This is a genomic window from Promicromonospora sp. NPDC060204 (genome assembly GCF_042728455.1).
Lineage (GTDB): Bacteria > Actinomycetota > Actinomycetes > Actinomycetales > Cellulomonadaceae > Promicromonospora.
Genome location: NZ_JBHWZO010000073.1, coordinates 1 through 25,220, shown reverse-complemented (window position 1 = coordinate 25,220; position 25,220 = coordinate 1). Strand labels below are relative to the sequence as shown.

Below are 25,220 nucleotides of genomic sequence, written 5' to 3'. Positions count from 1 at the left end.
CGGCATGGCCACCCCGCCGAGTCAGCGGGGTGGTCCGACCGGCCGACTGACTCGGCAGGGTGGGCATGCCGAGTCAGTCGGGCGGTGGTTGCACCTCTCGTAGCGGGATGTGGTGCGGTGGGATCACGTCCCGTTCCGTCGAGGAAGGCTCCACACCCCATGCATCCGTCCTTCGTCCCGCCCCGCCAGGTCAAGATCGGCGACGCCGCGGCCTTCGCCGGCACGACGCCGCGGGCGATCCGTCACTACCACGAGATCGGCCTGCTCCCCGAGCCCGAGCGGGGCGGTGACGACCGCCGCCGCTACGGCTACGACGACATGGTCCAGCTGCTGTGGATCCGCAGGATGGCGGACGCCGGGATCGCCCTGGACGACATCCGGGACGCCTTCGCCGACCCGGCTCCAGCAGTCCCGGCTCCAGCCGTCTCGGCTCCTCGCGATTCCGACGACGACATCGCGACTGTCCTGGAACGGCTGGACAAGACCCTCGTCGCCCAGGAGGCAGAGCTGCGCCGGCAGCGGGCCGCGGTGCAGCGGATGCGCACCCGGGGCAGCAGGGCGGGCCTGCTCTCCGACGTCGTGACGGACCGCCTCGCGAACCTGCCGGAGGGTTCCCTGCGCCAGGCGGACCTGGACACCCTGCTGGTCACGGAGCGGATCTTCGGCCCGCTCGGCGCGGCGATCCAAGCCACTCGTTTCATCGCCCTGGCCAGCAGTCCGGACCTGCGAGCGGAGTCCGACCGGGTCGACGCCGCCGAGGAGGCGCTCGACGACACGGTCGCCGTCGACGACCCCCGGGTGGCCCAGGTGGCAGCCGAACGACATGCCTTCGAACAGAAGCTGGAGGCCGCCATGGAGGAGGCCGGCCTGGACGAGGGTGACGATGCGCTTCTCGACTCCTGGGACGCCGGCGAGATCCCGGACGGCGGGCACAGGACCATGAGCGCGCTCGGAGCCGTCGGGAAGATGCCCTACGACTTCTCCCCGGCCCGCCTGCGCTGCATGGAGCTGGCCGTGGAGCTCGGGGCCCGCGCCTGAGGTCGGACCCCGTGACAAGCGGAACGGGCGGCCACCGGGGTCCCGGTGACCGCCCGCCCGCGCCGTCGTCAGGCCCGACCTTACGGAGGAGCCGTCAGCGGTAGTTGGTGAACTGCAGCGCGAAGTCCAGGTCCGAGCCCTTCAGCAGACTCTGCACCTCCTGGAGCTGGTCACGCGACTTGCTGGTCACGCGGACCTCGTCACCGGTGATCTGCGTCTTGACGCCCTTCGGGCCCTCTTCACGGATGATCTTGGTGACCTTCTTCGCGGACTCCCCGGCCAGGCCCTCCTTGAGGGTCGCCCCGAGGCGGTACTCCTTGCCGGACGGCTTGGGCTCGCGCTCGCCGAGGTCGAGCGACTTGAGCGAGATGCCGCGCTTGACCAGCTTGGTCTCGAAGACGTCGAGGGCCGCGAGCACCCGCTCCGACGAGTTGGCGACGATGAGGATGCTCTCGCCGGTCCAGGTGATCGATGCGCCGACGTTCTTGAAGTCGTACCGCTGCGAGATCTCCTTCGCGGCCTGGTTCAGCGCGTTGTCGACCTCCTGGCGGTCGACCTTGCTGACGATGTCGAACGACGAGTCGGCCATGTGGTGCTCCTTCTGCGTAACACCCGGGCGCCCCTGCACGCCCGGTCGGAATCTGCTCACCGTATCCGCCCCCGCCGACCCCGACGAACGCTTTGCGCGGGTGAGGTCGGCGGCCGGACGGACGGCGGGCGGGTGGGCTCAGAGCATCCCGGGCGGGGTGCCCCAGTCCGGGCCGGACGTCGGGCCGCCCGGGTTGTAGCCGGCGGACGGGCCGCCCGCCATCGCCTCCAGCCGGCGGATGCGGTCCGGCATCGGCGGGTGCGTGGCGAACAGGCGCCCGATGCCGGCGCCCCGGAACGGGTTGGCGATCATCAGGTGCGAGACGTTGGTCAGGTCGCGGTCCTGCGGCAGCGGCGCGCGCTGCGTGCCCTGCTCCAGCTTCCGCAGCGCGGAGGCCAGGGCCAGCGGGTCGCCGGTGAGCCGGGCGCCGTCCTCGTCGGCGTCGTACTCGCGCGTCCGGGAGATCGCCATCTGGATCAGCATCGCCGCGATCGGGGCGAGCAGAGCCATGGCGAGCGCCGCGAGCGGGTTGCCGCCCTCGCGGCGGTCGCCGCCCCCGAAGAACAGCAGGAACTGCGCCAGGGCGGTGATGACGCCGGCCAGCGCGCCCGCCACCGACGAGGTCAGGATGTCGCGGTTGTAGACGTGCATCAGCTCGTGGCCCAGCACACCCCGCAGCTCGCGCTCGTTCAGGAGCTCCAGGATGCCCTCCGTGCAGCACACCGCGGCGTTCTGCGGGTTGCGCCCGGTGGCGAACGCGTTGGGTGCCTTGGTGGGCGAGATGTAGAGCCGGGGCATCGGCTGGCGCGCCGCCGTGGAGAGCTCGCGCACGATGCGGTGCATCTCCGGCGCCTGCAGCTCGGTCACGGGGTACGCGTGCATGGCGCGGATGGCCAGCTTGTCGGAGTTCCAGTACCCGTAGGCGGTGGTCGCCAGTCCGATCAGCACGAAGATCCACAGTGTGGTCGAGCTCCTGCCGAAGAGCGCCCACAACCCGAGGATCACGGCCCACATGCCACCGAACAGCGCGGCGGTCTTCAGCCCGTTGTAGTGCCTGTGCATCGCACTCCTTTCCTCCCACCCGAACGCGCCAGCCCGGTCCGGGGTTCCCCGGGCCTGCCGCCCTCAGGAAACGATCGTGCCCGGAAGACCTGAGTCTTCCGGGCACGTTCGCTGGATGGCAACGGGGAGCGGCCTACGACTTGCGGCTGATGCTCACCATCTCGTCGCGCGGGACGACCTTGATCCGCTCGCGGCCCGCGGCCTCGCCGAGCGCCCGCTCGTGCGCGTCCAGGAGCTCCCAGCCGGACCACTCGATGAAGTGGACACCCTTGCCCGTGAGGAACTCGGTGACGGCCTCCGGCGTGCCCTGCGGCGCGGTACGGCCGCCGGTCAGGTCGCCGGGCGCCTCGCCGTCGGCCACGCCCGTCACGTCCTCGACGAGGTGGCGGATGGTCTCCGAGGCGTCCGACTTGGTGTGGCCGATGAGGCCCACCGGGCCACGCTTGATCCAGCCGGTCGCGTACACACCGGGCACCTGGTTGCCGTCGATGTCGACGACGCGGCCCTCGCGGTTGGTGATGACGCCCTTGACGTCGTCGTACGGGATCTCCGGCAGGGAGGAGCCGAAGTAGCCCACGGCCCGGTAGACGGCCTGGACCGGCCACTCGACGAACTCGCCGGTGCCCTTGACGGTGCCGTCGCCCTGGAGCGCGGTGCGCTCGGTGCGGAGCCCGACGACCTTGCCGTCCTCGCCGAGCACCTCGGCCGGGGCGTGCAGGAAGTGCAGGTGCAGCCGGCGCGACGCCGTGTTCTGCGCGGGGTCCTTGAGCGTCCAGTCCACGAGGGTCTTGACGACCTGCTTGGTCTGGTTCGACGAGTTGATCGCCGCCTCGGAGCCCTCGTCGAAGTCGAAGTCCTCCGGGTACACGACGATGTCGACGTCCGGGACGTGGCCCAGCTCGCGCAGCTCCAGCGGCGAGAACTTGACCTGCGCCGGGCCGCGGCGCGCGAACACGTGCACGTCGGTGACCGGGGAGGTCTTCAGGATCTCGTGCACGTTGGCCGGGATCTCGGTGGGCAGCAGGTCGTCCGCGTGCTTGGCGAGGATGCGGGCCACGTCGAGCGCGACGTTGCCGGCGCCGATCACGGCCACCTGCTCCGCCTCCAGCGGCCAGGTGCGCGGCACGTCCGGGTGGCCGTCGTACCAGGAGACGAAGTCCGCGGCGCCGTAGGAGCCGTCGAGGTCGATGCCCGGGACGTCCAGCTCGGCGTCCTTGATGGACCCGGTCGAGAAGATCACCGCGTCGTAGAACTGGCGGAGGTCCTCGAGCTTCAGGTCCACGCCGTAGTCGACGTTGGCCAGCAGGCGGATGTCCCCGCGGCTCAGCACCTTGTGGAGCGCGACGATGATCTGCTTGATGCGCGGGTGGTCCGGCGCGACGCCGTACCGCACCAGGCCGAACGGCGCCGGGAGGCGCTCGAACAGGTCGATGCTGACGTCGAGGTCGGACTTGGACAGGATGTCGCTCGCGTAGATGCCGGCGGGGCCGGCGCCGACGACGGCGACGCGCAAGGGTCGGGTGGTGCTCACGAAGGGGCGCCTTCCGGTCGAGGACAAGGGAAGCGAAGGCCGCTACCGATTCTACCGACCGGGTAAGGCGCACCTCACCCCCGGTTCAGGGGGTGGACGTGGGGTTACTGTGAGAATCCTCGCGTTCCGGGCTCAGCGGCCCTGGTCGCGCTCCCGCTTCACCCTGTCCGCCCGACGGCGGAGGCTGGCCCGGCTGGCCGCCTCGTCCAGCGCCCCGTACCCCGCGAAGCCGAGCGCGAGCAGGCCCAGGAGCCCCACGATCACGGTGACGGGGATGAGGTCCAGCGCCCTGGCGATCACGGCGACGACGACGAGCCCGACGCCGATCCACAGGCTCCACCGGATGACCGTGCGTTCGGCGCTCATGATGCACGCTCCAGCGCCGCCACGAGCCGGGGCACCTGGGTGGCCGCGTCGGCAGGAACACCGCTGATCCGGACCATGGGCAGCACCCGCTGGGACAAGCCCGCGACCGGATGCCCCAGGTCCACCAGAGCCGACTCCAGCGCGCCCACCAGCCGGTCGGGCTGCCGCCAGGTGCCGAACCACCACACGAGCCGATCCCGCCCCTCGGGGTCCTCCGCGCGGAAGACTCCGGCCGCGTCGACGTAGCGCCGCTGGGCCGCCGCACCCGGTGCGGCCACGAAGGCCACGGCGTTCCAGGCCCAGACCGCCGTGCGACCGGTGGTCAGAAGGGTCCGCCCGCGCAGCATGTCGGCGAGCTTCCACCCGGGACGCACAGCAGTGATCGAACCGGCCTCGAACCGGTCGAACGGCACCACGTAGGGGCGCAGGAACGGGGCGAACGAGCCGATGAGCAGCCCGCGGTCGAGCACGACCACCTTCTCCGACCCCATGTACCCGAGGATGATCCAGCCGAGCACCGCCCAGGCCGGGATCAGGACGAGCGCGCCGTCGACCCCGCCGGTGCCGAGCGAGATGACCACCGTGAAGAGCACGGCGACCCCGAGGGCGACCCAGTACGCGCTGGGCGACGGCGGGTTGGCCTCGACATGGCGGATGCCGCCGAGCTCGGGCAGCTCCCCTGCTATCCGCCGGATCTTGCGGGTGACCCGGTCACCCGTAGTGCTCGCCATAGTTCGTCCCACATGCCTTCCGGGCAGGTTACGGATGCGTCGTGTCCTGGCACACAGTACGGGGGTGACGCGGGCGCCGGGCTCGGCACGCGCACCACCCCCGCAACGGACCGATCAGTTGGTCGTGCCTTCCCAGTTGCCCGTGACGTCCAGGCTCGCGTCGACCTGCGCGACGAGGTCCGTGGTCAGCACGTCCGGGGCACCGGAGAGCTGGATCAGGGACGGGATGCCGTTGGCGTCGGTGATGGCCCAGACGACGGCCGTGTACTCCTGGCCCGCGGAGTCGTAGGTGTAGGAGGTGTTGGCGCGGTCGTCCCCCGTGCGGAGCGTGGTGACCGGTGCGTAGTTCTCGTTGGTCGAGCCCTTGCCCTTGATCTGGCCGATGAACCAGTCGATGGCCTCGGGCGCGGTCATCGCGGCACCACCGGGGATGAACCCGATGCGGCCGGCCACGCCGCCCTCGCTGTTGGTGAGCTGGTGGACGTAGGACCAGCCGTCGGCGTCGCCGATCGACTCCCAGTCGGCCGGGACCTGCGCAGTGAGGTGCTCCGCGGTGATCGTCTGCACCTCCGCGCCCGCCTCCGGCGCGGCAGGCGACTCTGCGGGCGACTCCGCTGCCCCGGACTCCCCGCCGATCGGCTCGAGCTCGCCGGCCGAGAACGAGCAGGCCGCCAGCGCCGGTGCGAGGAGCAGGGCCGTCACTGCGGCCAGGATGGAACGACGGGAACGCATGAATCACTCACTTCCATTGGGGTGGCGCCGCATCGGTGGGCGCCACCGGGGTGCGATACGACGTGAAGCCGGCCCGCCCGGGCCGGCTCCTACTTCTCGAACATCCGCGCTCCGGACCAGTCCCGGGGCGGCCGCCAGCCGTTGTTCCGCAGGACGGTGAACACCGGCACCTTCGCGTCGGCCGGCTTGATCATGACGGCGCCCTCCCACGAGGTGCGGTCGCCGGTCTGACCGACCACGCGGACCTGGCCGTCGGCGCCCTCGACGAAGGATGCCGAGGTGCCGCCGGCCGTCTTGCCCTTCTGCCACGTCCAGCTGCCGTAGGCCGTCGCCCCCATCGGGCCGGCGGCGGCGCGAACCGACGCCTTCCCGGAGTGCTCGACGAACTTGTAGTGGGCGGTGGCCGGGTCGAGGTCGACCTCCATCCGCCACGCGAACGCCTGCGACCCACGCACGAAGAGGGTCTGCCAGCGCATCTCCTCGTGCTTCCACTGCACGGTGACCCGCACCCCCTTGGGGGTCCGCGCCGCGTCGATCTGGTAGGGCAGGCCGTCGCTGTTCATCCCGACGAGCTGCGCCACGACGTCCTCCACCGGTGCCGGGGCGCCAGGGGCGCGGACGGCACCGTCCGGCACCTGCGCCCGCTCGACCTCGGCGAGCGCGCGCTGCCCGCGCCGCACGGTCCAGATACCACGCCACACGACCGCGGCGGCCGCGACGACGAGGAGGACGATACCGAGCGCCACCTGGCCGTTGAGGAAGAGGAGGATGGCGCCGACGAACAGGATGGAGCCGACGACGAAGACGATGCGCCGGCTGGCTACCGCGAACTGCTTGTCCGACGAGGGGTCCTGCGCGCCGCTCATCCGTTCGCCAGCTCTACGCTGTCCTGGATCGCCCTGACGGTCGACCACACCTCCTTGGCCTGGGATCCCGCGCAGGTGCCGGTGATCTCGACCACGTCGCGTACCCCGTCGTGCTCGACGACGGCCAGGCGAAGCGCCTGCGCCATCGTGCCTGTCGAGTCGCTCGTCCAGGCGCCCTCGACGCGGAGGGCGGGCAGACCGGAGACGGTGGTCTTGACCCGGCCCACCTCCTTGTAGCCCGGCAGCGACTCGAACTTGGCGAGTGCCCGCCGCACCACCTCCTCGAAGGTCTGCTCCGCACTCAGCCGCTGGATGACGACCAGCACGTTCGGCCGGAACTCGCCCTCGGGTCGCTCCTGGAGGATCGCGATCTGGGCCTCCGGCAAGGAGCGCGGGGACCAGCCCTCGGGGCAGTCCATGACGACCTCGGGGAAACCGGGAAAGGTCTCGCTCGGGTAGGTGACTGTGCTCATGCTGTTATCCAATCAGGTTTCCGGAATGGGTCACCAGAGTCCGGTGAAGTCACCGATGCCATCGAGCGCGGCGCCACCGGCGTCAGCGATCGCGTCGACCGTGTCAGCAGGAGAGACGTCGAACGACACCGAGAACCCGGCCCCGACACCCAGGGCGGCGCCGAGCTCGAAGTCGACCCCGACGTTGTCCCAGCCCACGTCGATGTCGGCGTTGGCCTTGACGCCGATACCGGCGTAGACCTCACCCTCGGCACCGGCCGTCACGCCGGCCACCGTACCGGAAGCGCCGGCCGAGGCCTGGCCACCGGCGAACGCCTCGCCACCGGCGCTGACACCGAGGCCCTCCGGGCCCAGCGTCATACCGGCCTCGGCCTCGGCGCGCCCGCCGACGAAGGCCTCGGCGTTGCCCTCGGCGCTCACGTGCTCGCCGTACCCGACCTGTCCGCTCGCGCTCGCGGTCGCGCCCGCCGACACACCTGCTGCGCCCTCGGCGGTCAGCCCGTTCTCGTTGAGGCCGACCGAACCGCTCGCCTCCGCACCGAGACCCGCCTGCACCGAGGCCTCGCCGGAACCGTGCGCGCCGTCCTCGGAGCCGAACTCGCCCTCGACGCCCGCCTCGGCGCCGACGAATCCCTCGACCTCGCCCTCGGCGAGCGTGACGTTCGCGTTCGGGTCGCCCTTGCCGTTGGCCGCGTCGATCGGGTTGCCCTCGGCGTCCGTGCCGCTCGGCGTGAAGTTGCCGTTCTCGTCGTAGGTGCCGTGGCGCTCGGAGGTGTACTCGCTGTTGTTCCGCTCGAACTCGCCCTCAGGGCCGTTGCCCGAGAAGGAGGGGCCGCCGCCGCCCTCTTCGCCGCCGCCCTCACCGCCGCCGGCACCAGCCCCGGCTCCGGCTCCTGCTCCAGCACCCGCGCCGATACCGATACCCGCTCCGGCGCCACCGCCCGCGTAGTCGTCCGACGTCGCCGCCTGGGCGTCCGCGTTCGCGCGCACCTTGGTCGCGACCTCGGTCAGCGCGGTGGCCGTCTCCTTGAGCTTCGCGAGGTGGTTGCTGTTCCACTCGTCGCGGAAACCCTCTGCGTCCGGGCCGTGCCAGCCGTTCTCCGACTCCGGGATCACGGCCGTCACCGTCGTGACGACGGTCTCGAGAGTCTCGCTGCCCTCGTCGATCTTGTCGGCAAGCAGGCGCAGCGACTCGATATCGGCGCCGTACATTTCGCCGCTCACATGGTTCTCCTCACGTCCCGCCGATGACGGCGCTGGGCCTGGCCCGGATCTGGCTCGCTACTGACTCAAGAGGTGCGGGACCGACGACGGTCCCGCACCTCTTGTACCGGGCCTCGCCAGTGCGGGGGCCCGACCGGACAGCTCGAGCTCGATCAGTACGAGCTGGAGGTGTCCTGCTGCATCGAGGCGTTGTTGTCGGCGGTGGTGCCGTAGGCCTCGATCGCGGCGGCGATCTCGTTCAGCTTGGTGGCGTGGGTACCGTCCCACTCCTCCTGGAACTGGACGGCGTCCGGGCCGTTCCACTGGGTCTGGGCCATCTGGCTCGTGATGGTCTGGACGACCTGGCGGACACCCTCGGCCTGCGTCCGGAGCGTGTTGGCGAGGCTCTTGACTGCCTCGACATCAAGACCGAAAACGTTGCCACCCTCTGCGACCATGCCATGCTCCTTTGTCTGTGGCTGTCCCGAGGACAGCCTCCGATTCTGCGACGTCACGAACTATTTCACGGCCCGTGACAAGGCGGAATGGGGAGGACTCCCCATCCCCTGCACGTCAGCCCGGGAGGGCGACGTGGATCTTGGTTGCCCTTCCGGCGGTGACGAGGAAGCCACGGCCGGGCGGGAAGTCCTTGCGCCGGATCCGGCCCAGCGGCGTGTTCATGAGCACGTCGCCGTCCGAGTCCCCGGGGGTCAGGAGCAGGCCGTTGCGGCCGGACTTGAACGGCCCCGCCAACGTGAACGCCTTGCTCCAGGTGGACGACTCCGACTCACCGACGACCAGCTGGTCCTTGCGGGACGCGAGCTTGACGAACGCCTCCATCGGCTTCTCTGCCGGCGTGCCGGTGAGCTCGGTGTAGTTCTCGACCATCACGGTGAGCGTTCCGGGGGTCGTCCGATCGCTGTCGAGGAGCGTGGTGAGCTCCTTGAGCGCCTCCACGACGTCCTCCGGGGAGGACGCCTGCATGTCCCAGAGGTCCAGCGCCGACAGGCTGGACCGCCGCGACGACAGGTACACCAGCCGCCCGGCCCCGTTCCTGCGCAGCGCGGTCGCGAGCGTCACGAACGCCGTCGTCCGACCCGATCCGGGCGGGCCGGCCACCATGAGCGGGCCGCGCAGCGGCAGGCCCACCGGCGCGATGTCGAGGTCGCGCAGACCGATGGTGGCCAGCTCCCCGGTGCGCTGCGGCAGCTGGTCCAGCGTGAACGTGTCGGGCAGCCGCTCGATGCCGGGTGCCTGCGGCACGCCGCCCACCGTGCGCATCGTCTGCTCCAGCCGCGCCAGCTCGCGCGACTGCACCGCCGCGTTGGAGTCCCCGCCGAGCACGGCGATCTGGGCCTCCTGGCCGTACATGATCGCCCGCCCCGGCGCGGACGCCGGGGTCAGCACGTCCTTCGGGACGTTCAGCATGATGTAGTCGTCCTCCTTGGCCATCCGGTGCACGATGCGCTTCTGCACCGTGGAGGCGAGGGAGGGCGGCACGGAGACCGCACGGTCACCGGTCATGACGAGGTGGATCCCGACGGGTCGACCGTCGGTGGCGAGCTGCGTGAAGGTGCCGAAGATCGAGAACCCGCGGGCCGTGATGTTCTCGTAGGCCTCGCGGAACGCCCCGATGCCGTCGACGAGCACGATGATGCGGGGCTCGTCGGGCTTGTTCGCCAGCCGGCGGTACTCGTCGATGGTCGTCGCCCGCACGGCGGCGAACCGGTCGGAGCGCTGGTCCAGCGTGTCGCGCAGCCGGCGCATGAGCCGGGTCACGCGCTCCTCGTCGTCCCCGGCGATCACCGCGCCCACGTGCGGCAGGTTCTCCAGCATCGACAGACCGCCGGAGCCGCAGTCGATGCCGTAGACCTGCACCGGGCCACCCCGGTGCGTCAGGCCCGCCGACACCGCGATGGTCCGCAGCGTCGTGCTCTTGCCCGTACCACCGGTGCCGTAGATCGCGAGGTTGCCGTCGGTGTCCGGCTCGTAGTGCACGGTCGGCTGGGCCTGCTGCGGCGGGTTGTCGAGCACGCCGAGCACGAGCTGGGAGTCCGTGCGGCGGTTGGGGAGCAGCGCCAGGTCGTAGGTGGCGGCCAGCTCCTCCAGCCACGGCTTGCGGGGCGTCGGCACGCCGGCCTCGGACGCCGCACGGCGGATGGTCGAGACCATCCGGGCGATGTCGTTGGGCCCGGGGTCGACGTTCTCGATGACCTCCGGGGCCGGCAGCTCCCAGCGCCGGCCCGTGCCGAAGTCCATCTCCTCGACGTCGAGCGACGACCGCTCCGGCTCGTCCTTGGTCCAGCCGCCGGCGTAGCCGGTCTGGAACGTGGTGAGCCGGCCGGGGCCGGTCTTCGCGGCGCCACGGCCGGGGATCGACGGCGAGAAGTGCGCGGCCATGTCGTCGCCGAGCACGTCCTTGGAGTCGTGCTCGTCGGCCATGCGCAGGGCGATGCGCAGGTTCGTGTTCGCCCGCAGGCTGTCCTTGATGACACCGGCGGGGCGCTGCGTCGCGAGGATCAGGTGCAGGCCGAGCGACCGGCCACGCTGGGCGACGTCGATCACGCCGTCCACGAACTCCGGGACCTCGCCGACCAGGGCCGCGAACTCGTCGACCACGATGATCAGGCTCGGCGGCGCCTCGGGGTCACCGGTGCGCTCCAGGGACGCGAGGTCCTTGGCCTTCTTCCGGTTCAGCAGGTGCTCGCGGTAGTGCAGCTCGGCGCGGAGCGAGGACAGCGCGCGCCGCACGAGATGCGGCGACAGGTCCGTCACCAGGCCGACGGTGTGCGGCAGGTGCACGCAGTCGGCGAACGCCGCGCCACCCTTGTAGTCCACGAAGAGGAAGGTCACGCGGTCGGGGCTGTGCGCGGCCGCCATGCCGAGCACCCAGGACTGCAGGAACTCCGACTTACCCGCACCGGTCGTACCGCCCACGAGGGCGTGCGGGCCCTGCGTGCGCAGGTCCAGGTGGAACGGCTCCACGCCGTCGTGCCCGATGAGCGCCCGCAGGTTCGTGGGGGTCTTGCGCCGCACCGGCGGCGAGCCGTCGCGCGGGGTGAGGGAGAGGTTCTCCCGCCACCGCTCGACCACGGTGTTCGAGTCCTTGCCCATCTCCGTGCCGGCCAGCGCCAGGTAGGACACCGCACGCGGCAGGTCGGACTCGTCGTCCGTGGGTGCGCCGACGTCGACCACCGGGGACAGGATCCGGGCCACCTCGCGCGCCGTGGCGAGGTCGGCGACCTCGCAGCGCACGGGGTAGGCGAGCTGCCCGTAGTGCACCTCGCCGGTCATGGCGCCGCTGTTCTCGGAGTCCGAGTTCAGCAGCACGAACGTGCGGCAGGCGGCCGGGAGCTGCTCGACCGTGGGCGCGATCCACACCACGTAGACGCCCGCCGCCGCGCCGTGCTCGGCGAGCCGCACGAGCCGCGCGCGCTCGACCGGGGCGTCGTCCTCCACGAGGACGACGACCGACGGCAGCAGGGGCTTGGGCGGTGCCTCGTTGCGGTTCTTCTCCGCGTCCATCTCGCCGACGAGCGGCGCGTGGCCGTCGAGGCTGACGCCGCGTCCCTCGACCAGCTCCTCGAGTCGGGTCAGCAGGGAGATGCCGGAGCCGGAGTCGTCGGCCAGGTGGTCGGAGGCCCCGAGCGGGCTGTGCGGCGAGCCGGTGTGGGGCAGCCACTCGAGCCACTCCCAGTCCGCGCGCGAGCGGGCGGAGGTCAGGGCCGTCACGACGACGTCGGCCGGCGAGTGGAGCGCGGCGATCTGCAGCAGGACGGACCGCCCCACCGGCTCGACGATGCCGCTCGGCCCCGCGATCCCGATGTTGCCGCCGTACCGGAGGCCGGCGCCCATGGGGACGTCGTGGATGGTGATGCACTGCTGCTGCAGGTCCAGCACCTGCTGCCAGTGCTCGGGCACCGCGTCGTTCTCGCGCGGCTCGTCGAACTCGGTGCGCGAGGGCGCCGACCCGAGCCCGAACCGCACCGACAGGAAGCTGCGGTGCTCCGGACGGTGGGTCCACATGAGTCCGCCGAGGCGGCGGACGGCGTCGAGCGACTCGGCGAGCGACGGCGACTCGGCGAGCCGGACCGCCCGTTCGACCGCGTGGGTGGCGTCGATCCGCTCCGAGGTGGCGACCACGGCACGCTCGAAGTTCTCCGACGCCTCCTTGAACTGCTTCTTGCCGTACATCTTCCGGTCGAAGTACATCCCGACCATCATGACGGGGCTCATGAACATGAACATGAGCGACATCGGGTTGCGCGTGACGGAGTACATCGCCGCGCCCATCGCCATCGGCGCGAGCATCATCAGCCAGGGCAGGCGCTGCGGCTGCACCGGCTTCGGCGGCTTGGGCGCCTTGATCTTGATCTCGCCGAACCGGGTGACCACGCGGGGCGACCGGTTGAACTCCACCACCGGGCTGGTCGGGACCAGGCTGGTCGAGCGGTGCAGGGCCACGACGGACAGCGTGGTCTCGCCGAGGGTCACGGTGTCCGACGACGTCAGCACGGCCCGCGTCGTCCGCTTGCCGCCCATGACCAGGCCGTTGGCGGACGCGAGGTCGTGCACCTCGATGGACTCGCCGACGACCACCCGGGCGTGCCGCTTGGAGACCTGCCCGTCCGAGAGCCGGACGTCCATGCCGCGGTCACGCCCGATGTAGGTGGTACCGACCGGCAGCGGGAACTCGCGCCCGGCGTCGGGCCCGTCGAGGACGCGCAGCTGCGCGACCGCGGTGCCGCGATCCTGCCCGGCGTTCACGAACTGCTCGGAGACGCGCACGATCGAGACCACGGACCCGGAGCGCAGGCCCGCCTGGACCAGGTCGTTGGTGGGGGTCAGCACCCGGCCGCTGGTGAAGCTCGTCGAGCCGTCGCCCACCACCTGCAGCGTGAGGTTCTCGGGTGCGGGGGCGCCGTTGCGGGTGGGGTCACCCGAGAAGAGGGCCTCGGCCACGTCGCGTACCGTCGCGGTGGCGTCGGCGGTGACCGCGACGTTCACGCCGGACTCGTCGGGTCGGTTGAGGGTCAGCTTGATGCGCACGTCAGGCGTCGTCCTTCAGGTCGAGAAGTGGAAGGTCCGCGGGGGTCACCAGCCGGGAGGCGACGGCGTACTCGACGAGCCGCGCGCGCCGGTTGGTGGCGAGCAGTCCGGGGCCGCCGCGGAGCCCCTTGACGCCGATCCGGTCGAGCTTCTCGCAGACGTTGTCGAGCTTGCGGTTGAACCGGGTCGTGGCCCAGCCCAGGCGGCGTGCCGCGTCCGCACTGGACGGGATCTCGCTCAGGCCGGTGCCCTCGCGGCGCAGCATGGGCTCGGCGAGCACCACGATGAGCTGCTTCTGGCTGGTGGTGAAGCTGATGGCGCCGATGGTCGTGGCGCCGGTGTCGGGGTCCTCGGAGCGGACCTCGTGGTACGGGGCGTCCGTGAGCTGGGCCGTCAGCTCGTAGGTGGTGGGGCCCGCCGTGAAGACGATCGAGGTGGTGGGGAAGACGAGGGGCAGGCGGTGGCCGGGCGGGAGCCACGACTGCACGCCACCGCCCGCGTCGCACACCGTCGCGGAGATCAGGGACCCCACGTTCGAGAGCCACCAGATCCCGTCCTCCTGCGTCACCCGCAGGAAGCGTCGGTGCAGGTAGGGGTTGTCGTCGATCGCGAGGTCACCCTCGCGGCCCACGTCGAAACCACCGTCCGCCTGGGCGGGATGGAACCACTCACCGCAGAACTCGAGCGCGAGATCACCCACGTCGTTCCCTCTTCTCCCCCTGTCAGCCGGCCGGTCGGCCGGAGTCCCTCAGCCCGCCGGGACGCACTTCTTCTGCGGCTCCGCGGATGCCTTCCCGGACCGGTCCACGACGACCTCGATGCACGTCGGCTCGCCCTCGGACCGTGGCACGGTCGCCGTCGCGACGGCGGACGGCGTATAGGTGCTCTCGTTGGTGAACGACAGCACACGGTACCCGTACTTGTCGCCCTCCACCTGGGATTTCGGCGGCTTCCACGTGAAGACGACCTCGTCGCCCTGAACCACGCCCTTCAGGTCGCGGACCGGGGGCACGTAACCCCCGCCGGGCGGGGGCGGCGGGTCCCCCGCGACCGTCTGGGTCTGTCCCGGGTCCTCGGGGTCCTCCGCGCCGTTCTGCAGGGCGAACCAGCCCACGACCAGCACCGCGACGAGCACCACGGCGCCGCCGACCAGCGCCACGGTCCCCCAGGGCGACGACTTCTCCGGCGCGACATCCTGCGGCAGGTCGGCGGGCAGCTCGGGCGCGCGCGTCCGGTGCACCGTCTCCTCGACCGGCGGTGCCTGCCAGCCGACCGAGGCCACCGGCACGTCGAGGGCGGGCACGGTCGTGCGCGCCCCCGTGGCGGTGCCCGCCTGGGGCGCCCAGCCGGAGGTGCCCTGCGTGGCCGGCGCGAAGCCGCCCGACGACATCGCCGGGCTGCCGACGGGCGCCGGCCCGGGAGCGGGCAGCTGCCCCGGGTCGATCGCCGTGACGTTCTTCAGCCGCGTACCGTCGTCGTCCTCTTCCTCCTCCGCGACCGCACCGGTCTCGTCGAGGAGGTCGATCGGGGTCATGTCGCGCGCCAGGCCCACCTGGACCTGTTGCAGCGCGCGGGCGAACGCCAGCACCGACGGGTACCGCGACGAGGGGTGCTTGGCCATCGCGATGCGGAGCACCTGCTCCAGCGACGGCGGCACGTCGTTGCGCCCGATCGGCGGCAGCGGCGCCTGCTCGACGCGCGCCACCAGGTCCGCCGACGTGTTGGACCCGCCGGGCACCTCGAACGGCGTGCGGCCGGCCAGCAGCGTGTAGCAGGTGGCGGCCAGCGCCCAGACGTCCGTCGTCTTGCCCGCGACGGGCGGGTCGCCGAACGACTCCGGCGGCGACCACGGGATGGACATGCCCTCCGCGGCCGAGGCCTCCTCGACCGTGGAGGAGATGCCGAAGTCCGTCAGCACGGGGTGCCCGAACTGCGTCACCAGGATGTTGGCCGGCTTCAGGTCACGGTGCAGGATGCCGAGCCGGTGCGCGGTCTCCACCGCGCCCGCGATCTGGATCGTGGTGCGCAGCGCCTCGGCCAGCGAGAAGCGCTCCGACCGGTACCGCGCGCCCAGGTTGGGGCGCGAGCAGTACTCCATGGCCAGGTACGGGCGGCCGTCGTCGGCGACGCTCGCCTCGTACATCGTCACGATCGAGGGGTGGTTGCCCAGGACCGCCATGAGGTCGGCCTCGGAGTCGAACGCCGCACGCTGGGCGTCGCTCGCGTGCTCCTTGAGGAGCACCTTGACGGCGACCAGCCGCTTCGGGCGCTGCTGCTCGTACAGGAAGACGTCCGAGAAGCCGCCGGACCCGATCAGCTTCTTGTACTCGAACCCGGCGATGTGGGGCGGCGCCGACGGCGCACGCTTGCTGCTCACGCTTCTCCTTGGTTGATGGTGGAGCCGTCATCGGTGGTCGTGCCGGCCGGGGCCCTCACCAGATGCCTTCGAAGGTCAGGGTCGCTCCGTCGCCGAGATCGACGACGTCGCCCTCGACCACGATCACCTTCTCGTTGGGGTGCAGGCGCCGGGGCTGCTGCCCCGGCCGCAGGAGGGTGGTGCCGTTCGTGGTCGCGAGGTCCGCGACCAGGACGTGCCACTCCTCGAGGGTGATCTCGACGTGCGAGCGCGAGATGTCCTGGTCCGGGCTCGCGACCGTCACCAGGCGCGGTGTGCGGTCCGCCGACGCGTTGTTGGTGCGCGGGCGCCGCCCGACGACCACCGGGCGGTCGAGCTCCACCACCTGCGGGCCGCCGATCCCGGGCTGCACGCCACCGGTGACGAGCATCTGCCCGAGCGACGGGCGGGACACCAGCTCCGCGTCGCTCTCCAGTGCCGCGCCGCAGCTGCGGCAGGTCTCGTTGGTGGGCGGGTTGGGATGCCCCTGCGGGCAGTTCCGGCCGAGGATCTGCGGGGCGCCCGGCAGGATGCCCACCGAGAACTTGGGCCCGCCCCCAGCCGCCTTGCGCAGCGCCGCGATGTCGGACGACATCATGGTCTCGCCGTCGTGGTCCGTCACGTCGGGCGTGCCCGGCGAGTCCGTCACCGCGGCGGCCCGCTGGGCGCCGCCCGGGGTCACGCCCGGCGGGGTGTCCGAGATCAGGGCCGGGCCGGGGAAACCGCCCGGGACGCTCGAGATCAGGGCGTCGCCCGCCGGCTCCGCCTGCGGCGGGTCCGGCACGGGCGGGGGCGGTGCCACCGGCGTGACGACGGGGGCGGACGCCGGGGCCGGCTCCTCGTCGACCTCCTCCTCGTCCTCCCCCTGCCGGACCGCCGCGTCCTCGACCCGGCGCATCACGGTGTCGCCGAAGAGGTGGCCGTAGTCGTCGTCCGCACCGAACTGCGTGGCCTCGTCGACCTCCGAGGCCGGGGCCGCGGCCGGCCCCGGGACGGGGGACGTCCCGAGCAGCGGCGCGGGTTCCGGTGCGGGCTCGGGCTCGGGCGTGGGCCCGGCGGGGCCGCCGATCACCGGCACGTCCATCGTCCCTGGCACGACCGTCTCGCCGGCCGGCTGCCCGCCGGGCAGCGCCGACAGGCCGGCGAGGGTCGGGAAGTCGGGGAACTCGTCGATCATCGCGGCCTTGGCGGCCGGGGCCGCCGAGGCGGGCGCGGGTGCGGGTGCGGGTGCGAGCGTGCCCAGCGTCCCCGGGAGGTCCAGGGCCCCGGCCACCTCCACCAGGGTGCGCCGCAGCGCGCTCGCCCGCACCACTGCCGACTGCACGGGGAACTCCTCGTCCGCCGGCACCTCGTCGGTGGTGATCGCGAACGACGTCGGGCCGTCCACCACCCGCTCCGACCAGGTGACGACGCCGGCCCCGGTCACCTCGACCGGACCGCCGGCGCCCTGGGCGCTCACCACGACCTTGACGCCGGTACCGCGCACGGCGACGTGCGCCGCCGTGGCCGGCTCGCCGCCGGAGAGCGAGACGACGGCGAACGGCGGCGTCTCCGCGAGGCCGCCCGCGGCCAGGACGGCGAGGGTCGCCGCGACCCCGCCGTCGGGTGCGTCGAGCGCGGTCCAGAGCGCGTCGACGACGCCGGCGGGAGCCGGGCCGGGCAGCACGACGACCGTGCCGTTCCGGACCACCGCCCGTGCGGATCCCTCGCTGTAGTGCACCGTCATCTCAGACCCCCTGGCTTCTTGCTGCGTGCTCTTCTCGCGGCAGGGTGTCCTCGTCAGGCTCCGCCCCCGCCCGTGGTGCTGTCGACGACCCTATGGTCTGGTCGTCCACCCCGGTCACGTCGACCACGACCACGGTGATGTTGTCCCGGCCGCCGGCCTGGATCGCCGCGTCGACCAGGTGCCCGGCGGCCCGCTCCGGGTCGGGCTGCTCCAGCAGGATCGTCGTGATCTGCTCGTCGGTCAGCTCCCCCGTGAGCCCGTCCGAGCAGATCAGCACGCGGTCGTGGAGCGTCACCGGGATGTACCGGAAGTCGGCCCGCACGTCCTGCTGGGCCCCGAGGGCCCGCGTGATGACGTTCCGCCGGGGGTGCCTGCGGGCCTCCTCCATGGTGATCGTGCCCGCGTCCACGAGCTCCTGCACCTCGGAGTGGTCCACGCTCACCTGCGACAGCACGCCGTTCGACAGGATGTAGGTGCGCGAGTCCCCGACGTTCACGAACAGCCAGTACGGCACGTCCTCGCGCTCGTCGACCAGCACGCCCGTGAGCGTCGTGCCGGGCGCGTTGCCCGACTCCGTCTCGATGGCCCGGACCCGCTGCTGCGCGGCCTCGAGGAACGCCTCGACCAGGGCCGGCTCCACCCGCTCGACGTCGGCCAGGCCGCTGATCGCGGCCAGCGCCTCGGCGCTCGCCACCTCGCCCGCCTCGTGCCCGCCCATGCCGTCGGCCACGAAGAACACCCGGCCGGTGGCCAGGTATCCGTCCTCGTTGAGCGACCGACGACGACCCTGGTGCGATGCCGCACCCCAGATCGTCGTCAACCCCTGCTCCTGTTCGGTCATGCCCGGGGCTCGGCAGGGTGCACGACCAGACGGCGGTCCCCGACGTGGATGGTCGAGCCCACCGGCACGCGGACCCGTGCGCCCGCCTCCGCGACCTGGGGCGAACGGCCCGGCGCCGAGACCACGGTGCCGTTGGTGGACCCACGGTCGGTCAGCCACAGGCCGGCGGAGTCGACGCCGAGCTCGGCGTGGTTCTTGGACACCGACCGGGTCGGGTCGTCGACGCGCACGAGGATGTACCCCGCGCCCCCGCTCGCCTGCGGGTTGCGGCCCACCAGGGCGGGCCCGTCGATGACCCGGCGCTCACCGGACTCGAGCTCGAGGGTCACGGTCACGACCGCGGCCGGCTCCAGGACCGGGGCCTGCATCCGCGTGGAGTCCGAGAACCCGTCGGACTGCGGCGGCAGCGTCGGCTGCGACACCGGGGCGGGCTGGGCGGCGCCGTCCTGCGGGAGGGTCACCCTGCGGGTGGGGCGGGACTCCGGGTGCTGCTGCGGGGGCAGCGTGGCGGGCGCCTGCTGCGCCGGGGGCGCCGCCTGCTCCTGCTGCGCCGGCCAGGTCCGCGCCGGCCAGGCCGACTCGGGCTGCTGCTGCTGCACCGGCTGCTGCGGTGCGGGCTGCTGGTACTGCTGCTGCGCAGGCTGCTGGACCGGCTGCTGCTGGACCGGCTGCTGCTGGGCGGGCGGTGCCGCGGGCCCGCTGCCCGGGATGCCCGTGATGAGGCCGTCGCCGGACGGAGCCGGCGCGCCCTGGGCGGGTGCCTGCGGGAACGACCACGGGTCCGGGGCAGCCACGGGCTGCTGGGCCGGCGCCTGCGGCGTCGTGGGAGACAGCGGGGGCAGCTGCGCGGAGGCGTACTGGCCCGGTGCCGGGGCCGCCGGCGCCGCCGTCCGCATCGCGGGCCGGCCCGGGGCGCGGGGCCCGGGGCCCACCGGGGCGAGCCCGGTGGTCAGCGCGATCTGCGGGGCACGGACGTCGACCACGATCGACCGCGCTGCCTTGTCGTGCCAGCCCTGGACCTTGTCACCCTTGTCCCACGAGGGGCTGAGCAGCACCACGATCTGGCCGAAGCCGGCGACCAGGGCGCCCGCGGCGAGCACGAGCACGCGCAGCAGCTCGCGGACGAACCCGATCGGGCCACGGTCCTCGGCCGAGAGCGTGCGCAGGCCCATCGCCGAGTTGCCGATGGTGCGGCCGGTCCGGGACTCCCAGATCCACATGGAGAGCTGGAAGCAGAAGGCGACCAGGCCCGCGATGAGGTAGACCCGCACCGCCTGGGCGGCGATCTCGGCCGCCTGCTCCTGCGTCACCACCGTCAGCGCCGGGGGGATGTCGATGAACGAGAGGCCGATGACCACCACGATCACGGCCAGCGCACCGGCGATCAGGCCGTCGATGAGCCAGGCCACGAAGCGCTTGCCGACGCCCGCGTAGGGCGCGACCAGCGGCGGCGGCACGGTGCCGGCCGAGGGGATCTGCGTCGCCGTGTACACCTCGACCTCGGTCGTGATCGGCGGCCGGCTCTCCACGAACGGCACCGAACCCGACCTGTCACGTGCGGCGGCCGCCTGCTGCACCTGCCCCTGGGGTACCTGGGCCTGCTCCACGACGGGCCGTCCCGTCCGTGGGAACTCCCGTCCGCACGCGGCGCAGAAGGGCGCGCCCGCCCGCTGGGTCGACCCGCAACCAGCGCAGACCACGTCCGTCATCAGTTCTCCTTCGTCCGCCGGGACCCGAGTCCCCCGAGGGCCGCGAGGATTCCGCGACCACCGCCCACACGCGCCCAGACGGAGCGCAGCGACAACGCCGCGCCGACCCTCCGTCGCGTACTCAGGTTGGAGCGTAGCCCGCCCACCAGCTCGTCCACCTCGGCCCAGAAGGACTCGACGTCCGCCTGGGTGGGCTCACCGCGGCCGAAGACCGAGGCGTCCGCGCGGTGCGCTAGCGTGAGCGTCGACGGGACCTGGTGCGCACCGGCGATCACGCCGGCACTCTCCCGGCGTGTCGCACCGCGCGGCAGGCTCGTCCCGATGTCGGTCACGACGTCGACCACCTCGTGCCAGCCGCCGCTGATGCGGTCGGCGGGCAGGTCGGCGGTGCGCCGGGCCGTCCGGCGCCGGGCCTTGTAGGCGAGGATCGCGATGATCGGTCCGGCGATCACCAGGAGCGGGATGCCGACCGCGAGCAGGATGAGTCCGAGCAGGCCCCAGTCGAACGGGTCGTTCTCGGTGTCGTCCTTCTCGTCGTCCTCGACGCTGCCGGCCTTCGCCTTGTCCGGCTCGTCCGGCGGCTCCGGGTCCTGCAGCACCGGGGGCTTCGGCACCTGCTCGCTCTTGGGCTCGGGCTGGATCTGCGGGTTCTCGTCCGGGACCGTGTCGATCGGCACCCAGCCGTACTCCTTGAAGGGCACCTCGACCCAGGCGTGGACGTCGCTGCCGACCACGGTCCAGGGCTCGCCCTCCTCGAACTTGCTGTCCTTGTCGGGGTAGAAGCCCATGACCACGCGGGCCGGGATGCCCGCCTGGCGCGCCATGAGGGCGAGCGCGACGGCGAACTGCTCGTCGTCACCCACCATCTTCTCCTGCTCGATCAGCGTGTCGACGCGGTCGGCGGAGTGACCCGGCCGCGACGGCGGCTGGCCGTCGAGCCCGCTGGACAGGAAGCCGGAGTTCTGGAGCGCGTCGCGGAGCAGGAAGAGCTTCTCCACGGGGTCGGTCTTGTCGCCCGTGAACTGCCCCGTCTTGCCGGGCAGGCCCGCGGGCAGGGCGCTCGCCTCGGTCTCGGGCAGGTCCGCCTTGCGGATCGTGGCCTTCTTCAGCGCGTCCTCGTCCGGCGTCGCGGGCACGAGCACCTTCAGCCGGTACGTGTCGCCCGACCTGATGCCGGCGGTGGTGAGCGCGGTGCTGGTCAGCGGGTTGTAGTACGTGCCGTCCGTCTGGGCCTCGGCGTTCGCGCCGAGCCACTCCACGCCGGTGAGGTCGCCGATCTCGGGGACCCAGACGCCGCTGTACCCCGCGACCGTGACGTCGATCGGCGTCGGCGTGACGTCGGACTTCGTCGCGATCTCCTCGCCGACCCGCGTGTAGACGCCGGTGTCGCCGCCGTCGCCGGCCGCGTCGAAGACGACGCCGTCGTACTCGTCGAGGGTCGCGAGGCGGACCCGGGCGCCCTCGGGCAGCTCGCTGACGGTGAACAGCTCTTCCTCGCGGGCGTCCTTGGCGTAGTGCCGGAACGCCACGAGCGGGCTGGTGAACTGGTGGATGTCGAACGGCGGGACGACCGTCTCGCGGAGCACCGAACGATCCGGATGGGGCATGAGGATCGGCGCGGTGAAGCCCGCGACCAGCGCCGCGGCGCCCAGGATGGTGGCGCCCGTGCGCACCCGGTGCCAGCGCAGCCGGCGCGTGGCCTCGCGGCTGGCCTCCGTGGTGATCGAGTGCGTGCCGACGCGCGCCTCCATCACGCGCACCGCGCCCCAGAGCAGGGCGGTGATGGCGATCACGAGGCCCTGCACGATCGGCATGGCCTCGTCGACCGTGCCCAGCAGGATCACACCGACGAGGGCGACGATAACCGGCACGACGGCCCAGACCGCGTGCTTCGCGCGCCAGGCGATGGTGCCCGCGACGAGCGCGACGACCAGCATGAGCAGGAACGGGACCACCCCGAGGTCAGGGAACGACCGCATGGGGGGCGAGGTGGTGATGAACTGCTTCCAGCCCTGCACGGAGCCGAGCATCAGCTCGCGCAGCGTGTCCAGGGTCGGCACCACGCCGGCGATCGTCGTGTGCGGCAGGGCCAGCGCGCCACCGAACAGCACGTAGGCCACCACGGCCAGCGCCGTCACCACGACGGCGGGGAAGCGCCGCCAGGCGCCCAGCCAGGCCACGGCGAGGCCCACGAGGGCACCGCCGGCCGTGGGCAGCAGGTAGCCGAGCGAGCCCCAGACCGGGCCGAAGCCCACGGCGACGGCGCCGAGCATCACTGCCAGTGCGCCGAGGTCGACCAGGGCGAACCTGGTCAGCGCGCGCGGCTGCTCCGCCTCCTTGCGGCGGGTGGTGCCCCGGCCGGTGCCGGTCCGGTACCCGGGCCCGGTGCCGTAGGGCGGCTGGCTGCCCTGCGCGTGCGCGCCCGCCGGGAGGTTGCCGCGGGTGTTCTCGTCGCTCATCCGTCGCTCATCTTCTTCAGCGCAAGGGGCAGGTCACCGAGGCGGCCCAGGGTCAGCACGCCCAGCTCCGCGATGGAGTGCCGGCCGAGGGAGGCCCCCGGCACGCACTGGATGGCCATGACCTGCACGCCCACGGGCACGCGCGCCGACGCCGCACGCAGCTCGGTGGGCGTGACCATGCTGCCGACGATGAACGAGATCACCGAGAAGTCGGCGGCGGCCATGCTCGCGGCGCGGGCGAGGTCCACCAGCTTGGACTTGCGGGACACCATCTCGATCCGGGAGAGGTCGTCCATCAGGCGGGTGCGGTGGTCGCCGTGCAGCGTGGCCTCGTTGACGAGCACCGTCACGCCGCGGTCCTCCTTGATGGCCTGCAGGCCCAGGGAGCCGCACACGCTCACGGCGAGCTCGAACTCCTCCTCGTTCGCGTAGTCCTCGGCGCGCGTGGACAGCAGCACCGCGAGGTGCGAGCGCCGGGTCTCCTCGAACTGCCGCACCATGATCTGGCCGGTGCGGGCCGTCGACTTCCAGTGGATGTGCCGGCGGTCGTCGCCGGGCACGTAGTCGCGCAGCGCGTGGAAGTTCACGTCCGAGTTCGTGATGTCGTTGGTGACCCGACCCTCGAGGTCCTTGAGGAAGCCCGTGGAGGAGCCGGTGAGGTTCTTGACGCGCGGGTGCACGAAGACCTCCTGCTCGTTGGTCCACGTCATCTCGCGGCGCAGCAGGCCCAGGGGGTCGGCGCGCACGGACTTCACCGGACCGACCGTGATCACGCTGCGGCGCCGCGTCGGGATGGTGAAGATCTCCTCGTGCATGCCGCCGCCCTTCAGCCGCGGCACGGGGAACGCCGCCGTGCCGGTGCCGACCGGGAGCTCCATCACCGACGGCAGCAGGGCGCGGCTCGACGAGTTGCGCACGTCGAGGCGCCCGACGGCGCGGTCGCCGACGGTCACGCGAGCCTGCGCCAGGTCGAGCACGACGTCGTACTTGAACCGGCCGAGCACGAACACGACGGCGCACAGCAGCGTCACCGTGAGCACGATCGCGGCCACCAGCAGCTCGAGCCAGCCGAGCGTCAGCCCGGCGATCCAGGCACCGGCCGCCACCAGCGTCACCGCGATGCCGAACGTGCTGAACGTCCGACGGACCGGCGCGAGCGTACGGCCGACCGCCCCCGCCCGCGTCCGGGCGACGGCGGCGAAGGTCACCCAGCCGCGCCGGCCGCGCTGCGCCTGCGCGCGGCCGGCCGCGACGACGCCGGCGAGGCCGGTCGGCTTGTCCTGGCGCTTGCCGTAGCCAGGTCCGGCCGCGCTGCCCGCCGAGATGCCCGAGGTCGTCATGCCGAGGCCCGCTCCTGCGGCGCGGCGACGTCGGCCATGATCCGGGCCAGCACGACGTCGGGGCGGGCGCCCGCGAACTCGGCCTCCGGGTCCAGCACGAAGCGGTGGCCCCAGACCGGCTGGGCCAGCTCCTTGATGTCATCGGGCAGCACGTAGTTGCGGCCGTGCGCGGCGGCCCACACCTTGGCGCAGCGCACCAGGGCGAGCGCGCCACGGACCGAGACGCCGACGCGCACCTCGTGGGCGTTACGGGTCTCCTCGGCGAGGCGCGACACGTACTCCAGCACCGCGGTGTCGGTGTGCACCGTCGCGGCGAGGTCGGCCATCTCGGTGACGGCCTTGGTCGTGATGATGGGCTGCAGCACCTGGCTGCGGTCCTTCAGCGCGGCGCCCGACAGGATCTCCACCGTGGAGGCGTGGTCCGGGTAGCCCACCGACGTCTTCATGAGGAAGCGGTCGAGCTGGGCCTCGGGCAGGCGGTACGTACCGGCCTGCTCGATCGGGTTCTGGGTGGCGAGCACCATGAACGGGCGGCCGGTGGTGTGCGCGACGCCGTCGACGGTGACGCGGCCCTCCTCCATGACCTCAAGGAGCGCGGACTGGGTCTTCGGCGAGGCACGGTTGATCTCGTCGGCCAGCACGATCGACGCGAAGATCGGGCCCGGGTGGAAGTCGAACTTCCCGGACTTCTGGTCGTAGATCGTCACGCCGGTGACGTCCGACGGGAGCAGGTCCGGCGTGAACTGGATGCGGTTGTGCGAGCCCTGGACCGACGCCGCGATGGAGCGCGCGAGCATGGTCTTGCCCGTGCCCGGGGCGTCCTCCAGCAACAGGTGTCCCTCGGCGAGCATGCACGTGAGCGCGAGGCGCACGACCGGCGCCTTGCCCAGGACCGCCTGCCCGACGTTGCCGACGAGCCGGTCGAAGGTCTGGGCGAACCAGGCCGCCTGCTCGGGGGTCATCGTGGTCATCTCGTGTTTCCCTACTGCTCGTTACTGCTCGTCCGTCGGGTGAAAGTTGTGTCGATCATGGCGTGCCCCGGCCGCCCCGCCGGGGCCGCGCGGCCGGGCGGGGAGTAAACCGCCGCGGCGACCAACACACGGGCGAGCG

At 72.3% G+C, this 25,220-nt stretch carries 20 protein-coding genes; 1 reads left to right on the top strand and 19 read right to left on the bottom strand.

Annotated elements, in window-relative coordinates:
* Positions 1–159: 159 nt before the first annotated feature.
* On the top strand, positions 160–1,038 hold the full coding sequence (locus ACFWEJ_RS11780) for a MerR family transcriptional regulator (protein ID WP_377229390.1): 879 nt from the start codon (positions 160–162) through the stop codon (positions 1,036–1,038).
* Between the two features lie 94 nt (positions 1,039–1,132).
* On the opposite strand, the gene ACFWEJ_RS11775 is transcribed toward ACFWEJ_RS11780, so the two are convergent.
* The 19 genes from ACFWEJ_RS11775 to ACFWEJ_RS11685 form a co-directional block, all read right to left on the bottom strand.
* Positions 1,133–1,627 carry a YajQ family cyclic di-GMP-binding protein gene (locus tag ACFWEJ_RS11775; protein ID WP_377229389.1) on the bottom strand — a complete coding sequence of 165 codons (495 nt, stop codon included), beginning with the start codon at positions 1,625–1,627 and terminating at the stop codon, positions 1,133–1,135.
* 138 nt (positions 1,628–1,765) lie between these two features.
* Positions 1,766–2,689 (bottom strand): zinc metalloprotease HtpX, encoded by a 924-nt coding sequence (htpX, locus tag ACFWEJ_RS11770; protein WP_377229388.1) that lies wholly within the window; start codon positions 2,687–2,689, stop codon positions 1,766–1,768.
* A gap of 133 nt (positions 2,690–2,822) precedes the next feature.
* Positions 2,823–4,220: an FAD-dependent oxidoreductase gene (locus tag ACFWEJ_RS11765; RefSeq protein WP_377229387.1), complete on the bottom strand. Its 1,398-nt coding sequence runs from the start codon at positions 4,218–4,220 to the stop codon at positions 2,823–2,825.
* A gap of 132 nt (positions 4,221–4,352) precedes the next feature.
* Positions 4,353–4,586, bottom strand: coding sequence for a hypothetical protein (locus tag ACFWEJ_RS11760; protein ID WP_377229386.1), 234 nt, complete (start codon positions 4,584–4,586; stop codon positions 4,353–4,355).
* The gene (locus tag ACFWEJ_RS11755; protein WP_377229385.1) at positions 4,583–5,317 is read right to left on the bottom strand and encodes a hypothetical protein; all 735 of its coding nucleotides are present in this window, start codon (positions 5,315–5,317) and stop codon (positions 4,583–4,585) included. The genes ACFWEJ_RS11760 and ACFWEJ_RS11755 overlap by 4 nt, the downstream gene beginning before the upstream one ends.
* Before the next feature lie 114 nt (positions 5,318–5,431).
* The gene (locus ACFWEJ_RS11750; protein WP_377229384.1) at positions 5,432–6,049 is read right to left on the bottom strand and encodes a hypothetical protein; all 618 of its coding nucleotides are present in this window, start codon (positions 6,047–6,049) and stop codon (positions 5,432–5,434) included.
* Positions 6,050–6,138: 89 nt separating this feature from the next.
* A complete protein-coding gene (locus ACFWEJ_RS11745; protein WP_377229383.1) occupies positions 6,139–6,915 on the bottom strand; it encodes a hypothetical protein in 777 nt (258 codons plus the stop codon).
* Positions 6,912–7,388, bottom strand: coding sequence for an LpqN/LpqT family lipoprotein (locus ACFWEJ_RS11740; RefSeq protein WP_377229382.1), 477 nt, complete (start codon positions 7,386–7,388; stop codon positions 6,912–6,914). The genes ACFWEJ_RS11745 and ACFWEJ_RS11740 overlap by 4 nt, the downstream gene beginning before the upstream one ends.
* 30 nt (positions 7,389–7,418) lie before the next feature.
* Complete coding sequence (locus tag ACFWEJ_RS11735; protein ID WP_377229381.1) at positions 7,419–8,612, bottom strand: hypothetical protein; 1,194 nt, start codon at positions 8,610–8,612, stop codon at positions 7,419–7,421.
* Positions 8,613–8,764: 152 nt separating this feature from the next.
* Positions 8,765–9,049: a hypothetical protein gene (locus tag ACFWEJ_RS11730; protein WP_377229380.1), complete on the bottom strand. Its 285-nt coding sequence runs from the start codon at positions 9,047–9,049 to the stop codon at positions 8,765–8,767.
* A 115-nt stretch (positions 9,050–9,164) separates the two neighbouring features.
* Positions 9,165–13,640 (bottom strand): FtsK/SpoIIIE domain-containing protein, encoded by a 4,476-nt coding sequence (locus tag ACFWEJ_RS11725; protein WP_377229379.1) that lies wholly within the window; start codon positions 13,638–13,640, stop codon positions 9,165–9,167.
* A gap of 1 nt (position 13,641) precedes the next feature.
* Positions 13,642–14,340 (bottom strand): hypothetical protein, encoded by a 699-nt coding sequence (locus ACFWEJ_RS11720; protein WP_377229378.1) that lies wholly within the window; start codon positions 14,338–14,340, stop codon positions 13,642–13,644.
* Positions 14,341–14,388: 48 nt separating this feature from the next.
* Positions 14,389–16,017, bottom strand: a complete 1,629-nt coding sequence (locus ACFWEJ_RS11715) for a serine/threonine-protein kinase (protein WP_377229377.1) — start codon at positions 16,015–16,017, stop codon at positions 14,389–14,391.
* 55 nt (positions 16,018–16,072) lie between these two features.
* Positions 16,073–17,761: an FHA domain-containing protein gene (locus tag ACFWEJ_RS11710; protein ID WP_377229376.1), complete on the bottom strand. Its 1,689-nt coding sequence runs from the start codon at positions 17,759–17,761 to the stop codon at positions 16,073–16,075.
* 1 nt (position 17,762) lies between these two features.
* The gene (locus tag ACFWEJ_RS11705) at positions 17,763–18,602 is read right to left on the bottom strand and encodes a PP2C family protein-serine/threonine phosphatase (RefSeq protein ID WP_377229375.1); all 840 of its coding nucleotides are present in this window, start codon (positions 18,600–18,602) and stop codon (positions 17,763–17,765) included.
* Positions 18,599–20,311, bottom strand: coding sequence for an RDD family protein (locus tag ACFWEJ_RS11700; RefSeq protein ID WP_377229374.1), 1,713 nt, complete (start codon positions 20,309–20,311; stop codon positions 18,599–18,601). Before ACFWEJ_RS11700 ends, ACFWEJ_RS11705 begins: the two co-directional genes overlap by 4 nt.
* Entirely contained in the window at positions 20,311–22,770 is a 2,460-nt protein-coding gene (locus ACFWEJ_RS11695; protein WP_377229373.1) for a DUF3488 and transglutaminase-like domain-containing protein, read from the bottom strand. The genes ACFWEJ_RS11700 and ACFWEJ_RS11695 overlap by 1 nt, the downstream gene beginning before the upstream one ends.
* Entirely contained in the window at positions 22,767–24,110 is a 1,344-nt protein-coding gene (locus ACFWEJ_RS11690; protein ID WP_377229372.1) for a DUF58 domain-containing protein, read from the bottom strand. Before ACFWEJ_RS11690 ends, ACFWEJ_RS11695 begins: the two co-directional genes overlap by 4 nt.
* Entirely contained in the window at positions 24,107–25,081 is a 975-nt protein-coding gene (locus ACFWEJ_RS11685) for an AAA family ATPase (protein ID WP_377229371.1), read from the bottom strand. The genes ACFWEJ_RS11690 and ACFWEJ_RS11685 overlap by 4 nt, the downstream gene beginning before the upstream one ends.
* Positions 25,082–25,220 lie beyond the last annotated feature (139 nt).

What these genes read in the sequence shown, in the direction of transcription:
- ACFWEJ_RS11780 (WP_377229390.1), top strand. Translation starts at nt 160, where the DNA reads ATGCATCCGTCCTTCGTCCCGCCCCGCCAGGTCAAGATCGGCGACGCC.
- ACFWEJ_RS11775 (WP_377229389.1), bottom strand. Translation starts at nt 1,627, where the DNA reads ATGGCCGACTCGTCGTTCGACATCGTCAGCAAGGTCGACCGCCAGGAG.
- htpX (WP_377229388.1), bottom strand. Translation starts at nt 2,689, where the DNA reads ATGCACAGGCACTACAACGGGCTGAAGACCGCCGCGCTGTTCGGTGGC.
- ACFWEJ_RS11760 (WP_377229386.1), bottom strand. Translation starts at nt 4,586, where the DNA reads ATGAGCGCCGAACGCACGGTCATCCGGTGGAGCCTGTGGATCGGCGTC.
- ACFWEJ_RS11755 (WP_377229385.1), bottom strand. Translation starts at nt 5,317, where the DNA reads ATGGCGAGCACTACGGGTGACCGGGTCACCCGCAAGATCCGGCGGATA.
- ACFWEJ_RS11750 (WP_377229384.1), bottom strand. Translation starts at nt 6,049, where the DNA reads ATGCGTTCCCGTCGTTCCATCCTGGCCGCAGTGACGGCCCTGCTCCTC.
- ACFWEJ_RS11745 (WP_377229383.1), bottom strand. Translation starts at nt 6,915, where the DNA reads ATGAGCGGCGCGCAGGACCCCTCGTCGGACAAGCAGTTCGCGGTAGCC.
- ACFWEJ_RS11740 (WP_377229382.1), bottom strand. Translation starts at nt 7,388, where the DNA reads ATGAGCACAGTCACCTACCCGAGCGAGACCTTTCCCGGTTTCCCCGAG.
- ACFWEJ_RS11730 (WP_377229380.1), bottom strand. Translation starts at nt 9,049, where the DNA reads ATGGTCGCAGAGGGTGGCAACGTTTTCGGTCTTGATGTCGAGGCAGTC.
- ACFWEJ_RS11710 (WP_377229376.1), bottom strand. Translation starts at nt 17,761, where the DNA reads ATGACGGTGCACTACAGCGAGGGATCCGCACGGGCGGTGGTCCGGAAC.
- ACFWEJ_RS11705 (WP_377229375.1), bottom strand. Translation starts at nt 18,602, where the DNA reads ATGACCGAACAGGAGCAGGGGTTGACGACGATCTGGGGTGCGGCATCG.
- ACFWEJ_RS11700 (WP_377229374.1), bottom strand. Translation starts at nt 20,311, where the DNA reads ATGACGGACGTGGTCTGCGCTGGTTGCGGGTCGACCCAGCGGGCGGGC.
- ACFWEJ_RS11695 (WP_377229373.1), bottom strand. Translation starts at nt 22,770, where the DNA reads ATGAGCGACGAGAACACCCGCGGCAACCTCCCGGCGGGCGCGCACGCG.
- ACFWEJ_RS11690 (WP_377229372.1), bottom strand. Translation starts at nt 24,110, where the DNA reads ATGACGACCTCGGGCATCTCGGCGGGCAGCGCGGCCGGACCTGGCTAC.
- ACFWEJ_RS11685 (WP_377229371.1), bottom strand. Translation starts at nt 25,081, where the DNA reads ATGACCACGATGACCCCCGAGCAGGCGGCCTGGTTCGCCCAGACCTTC.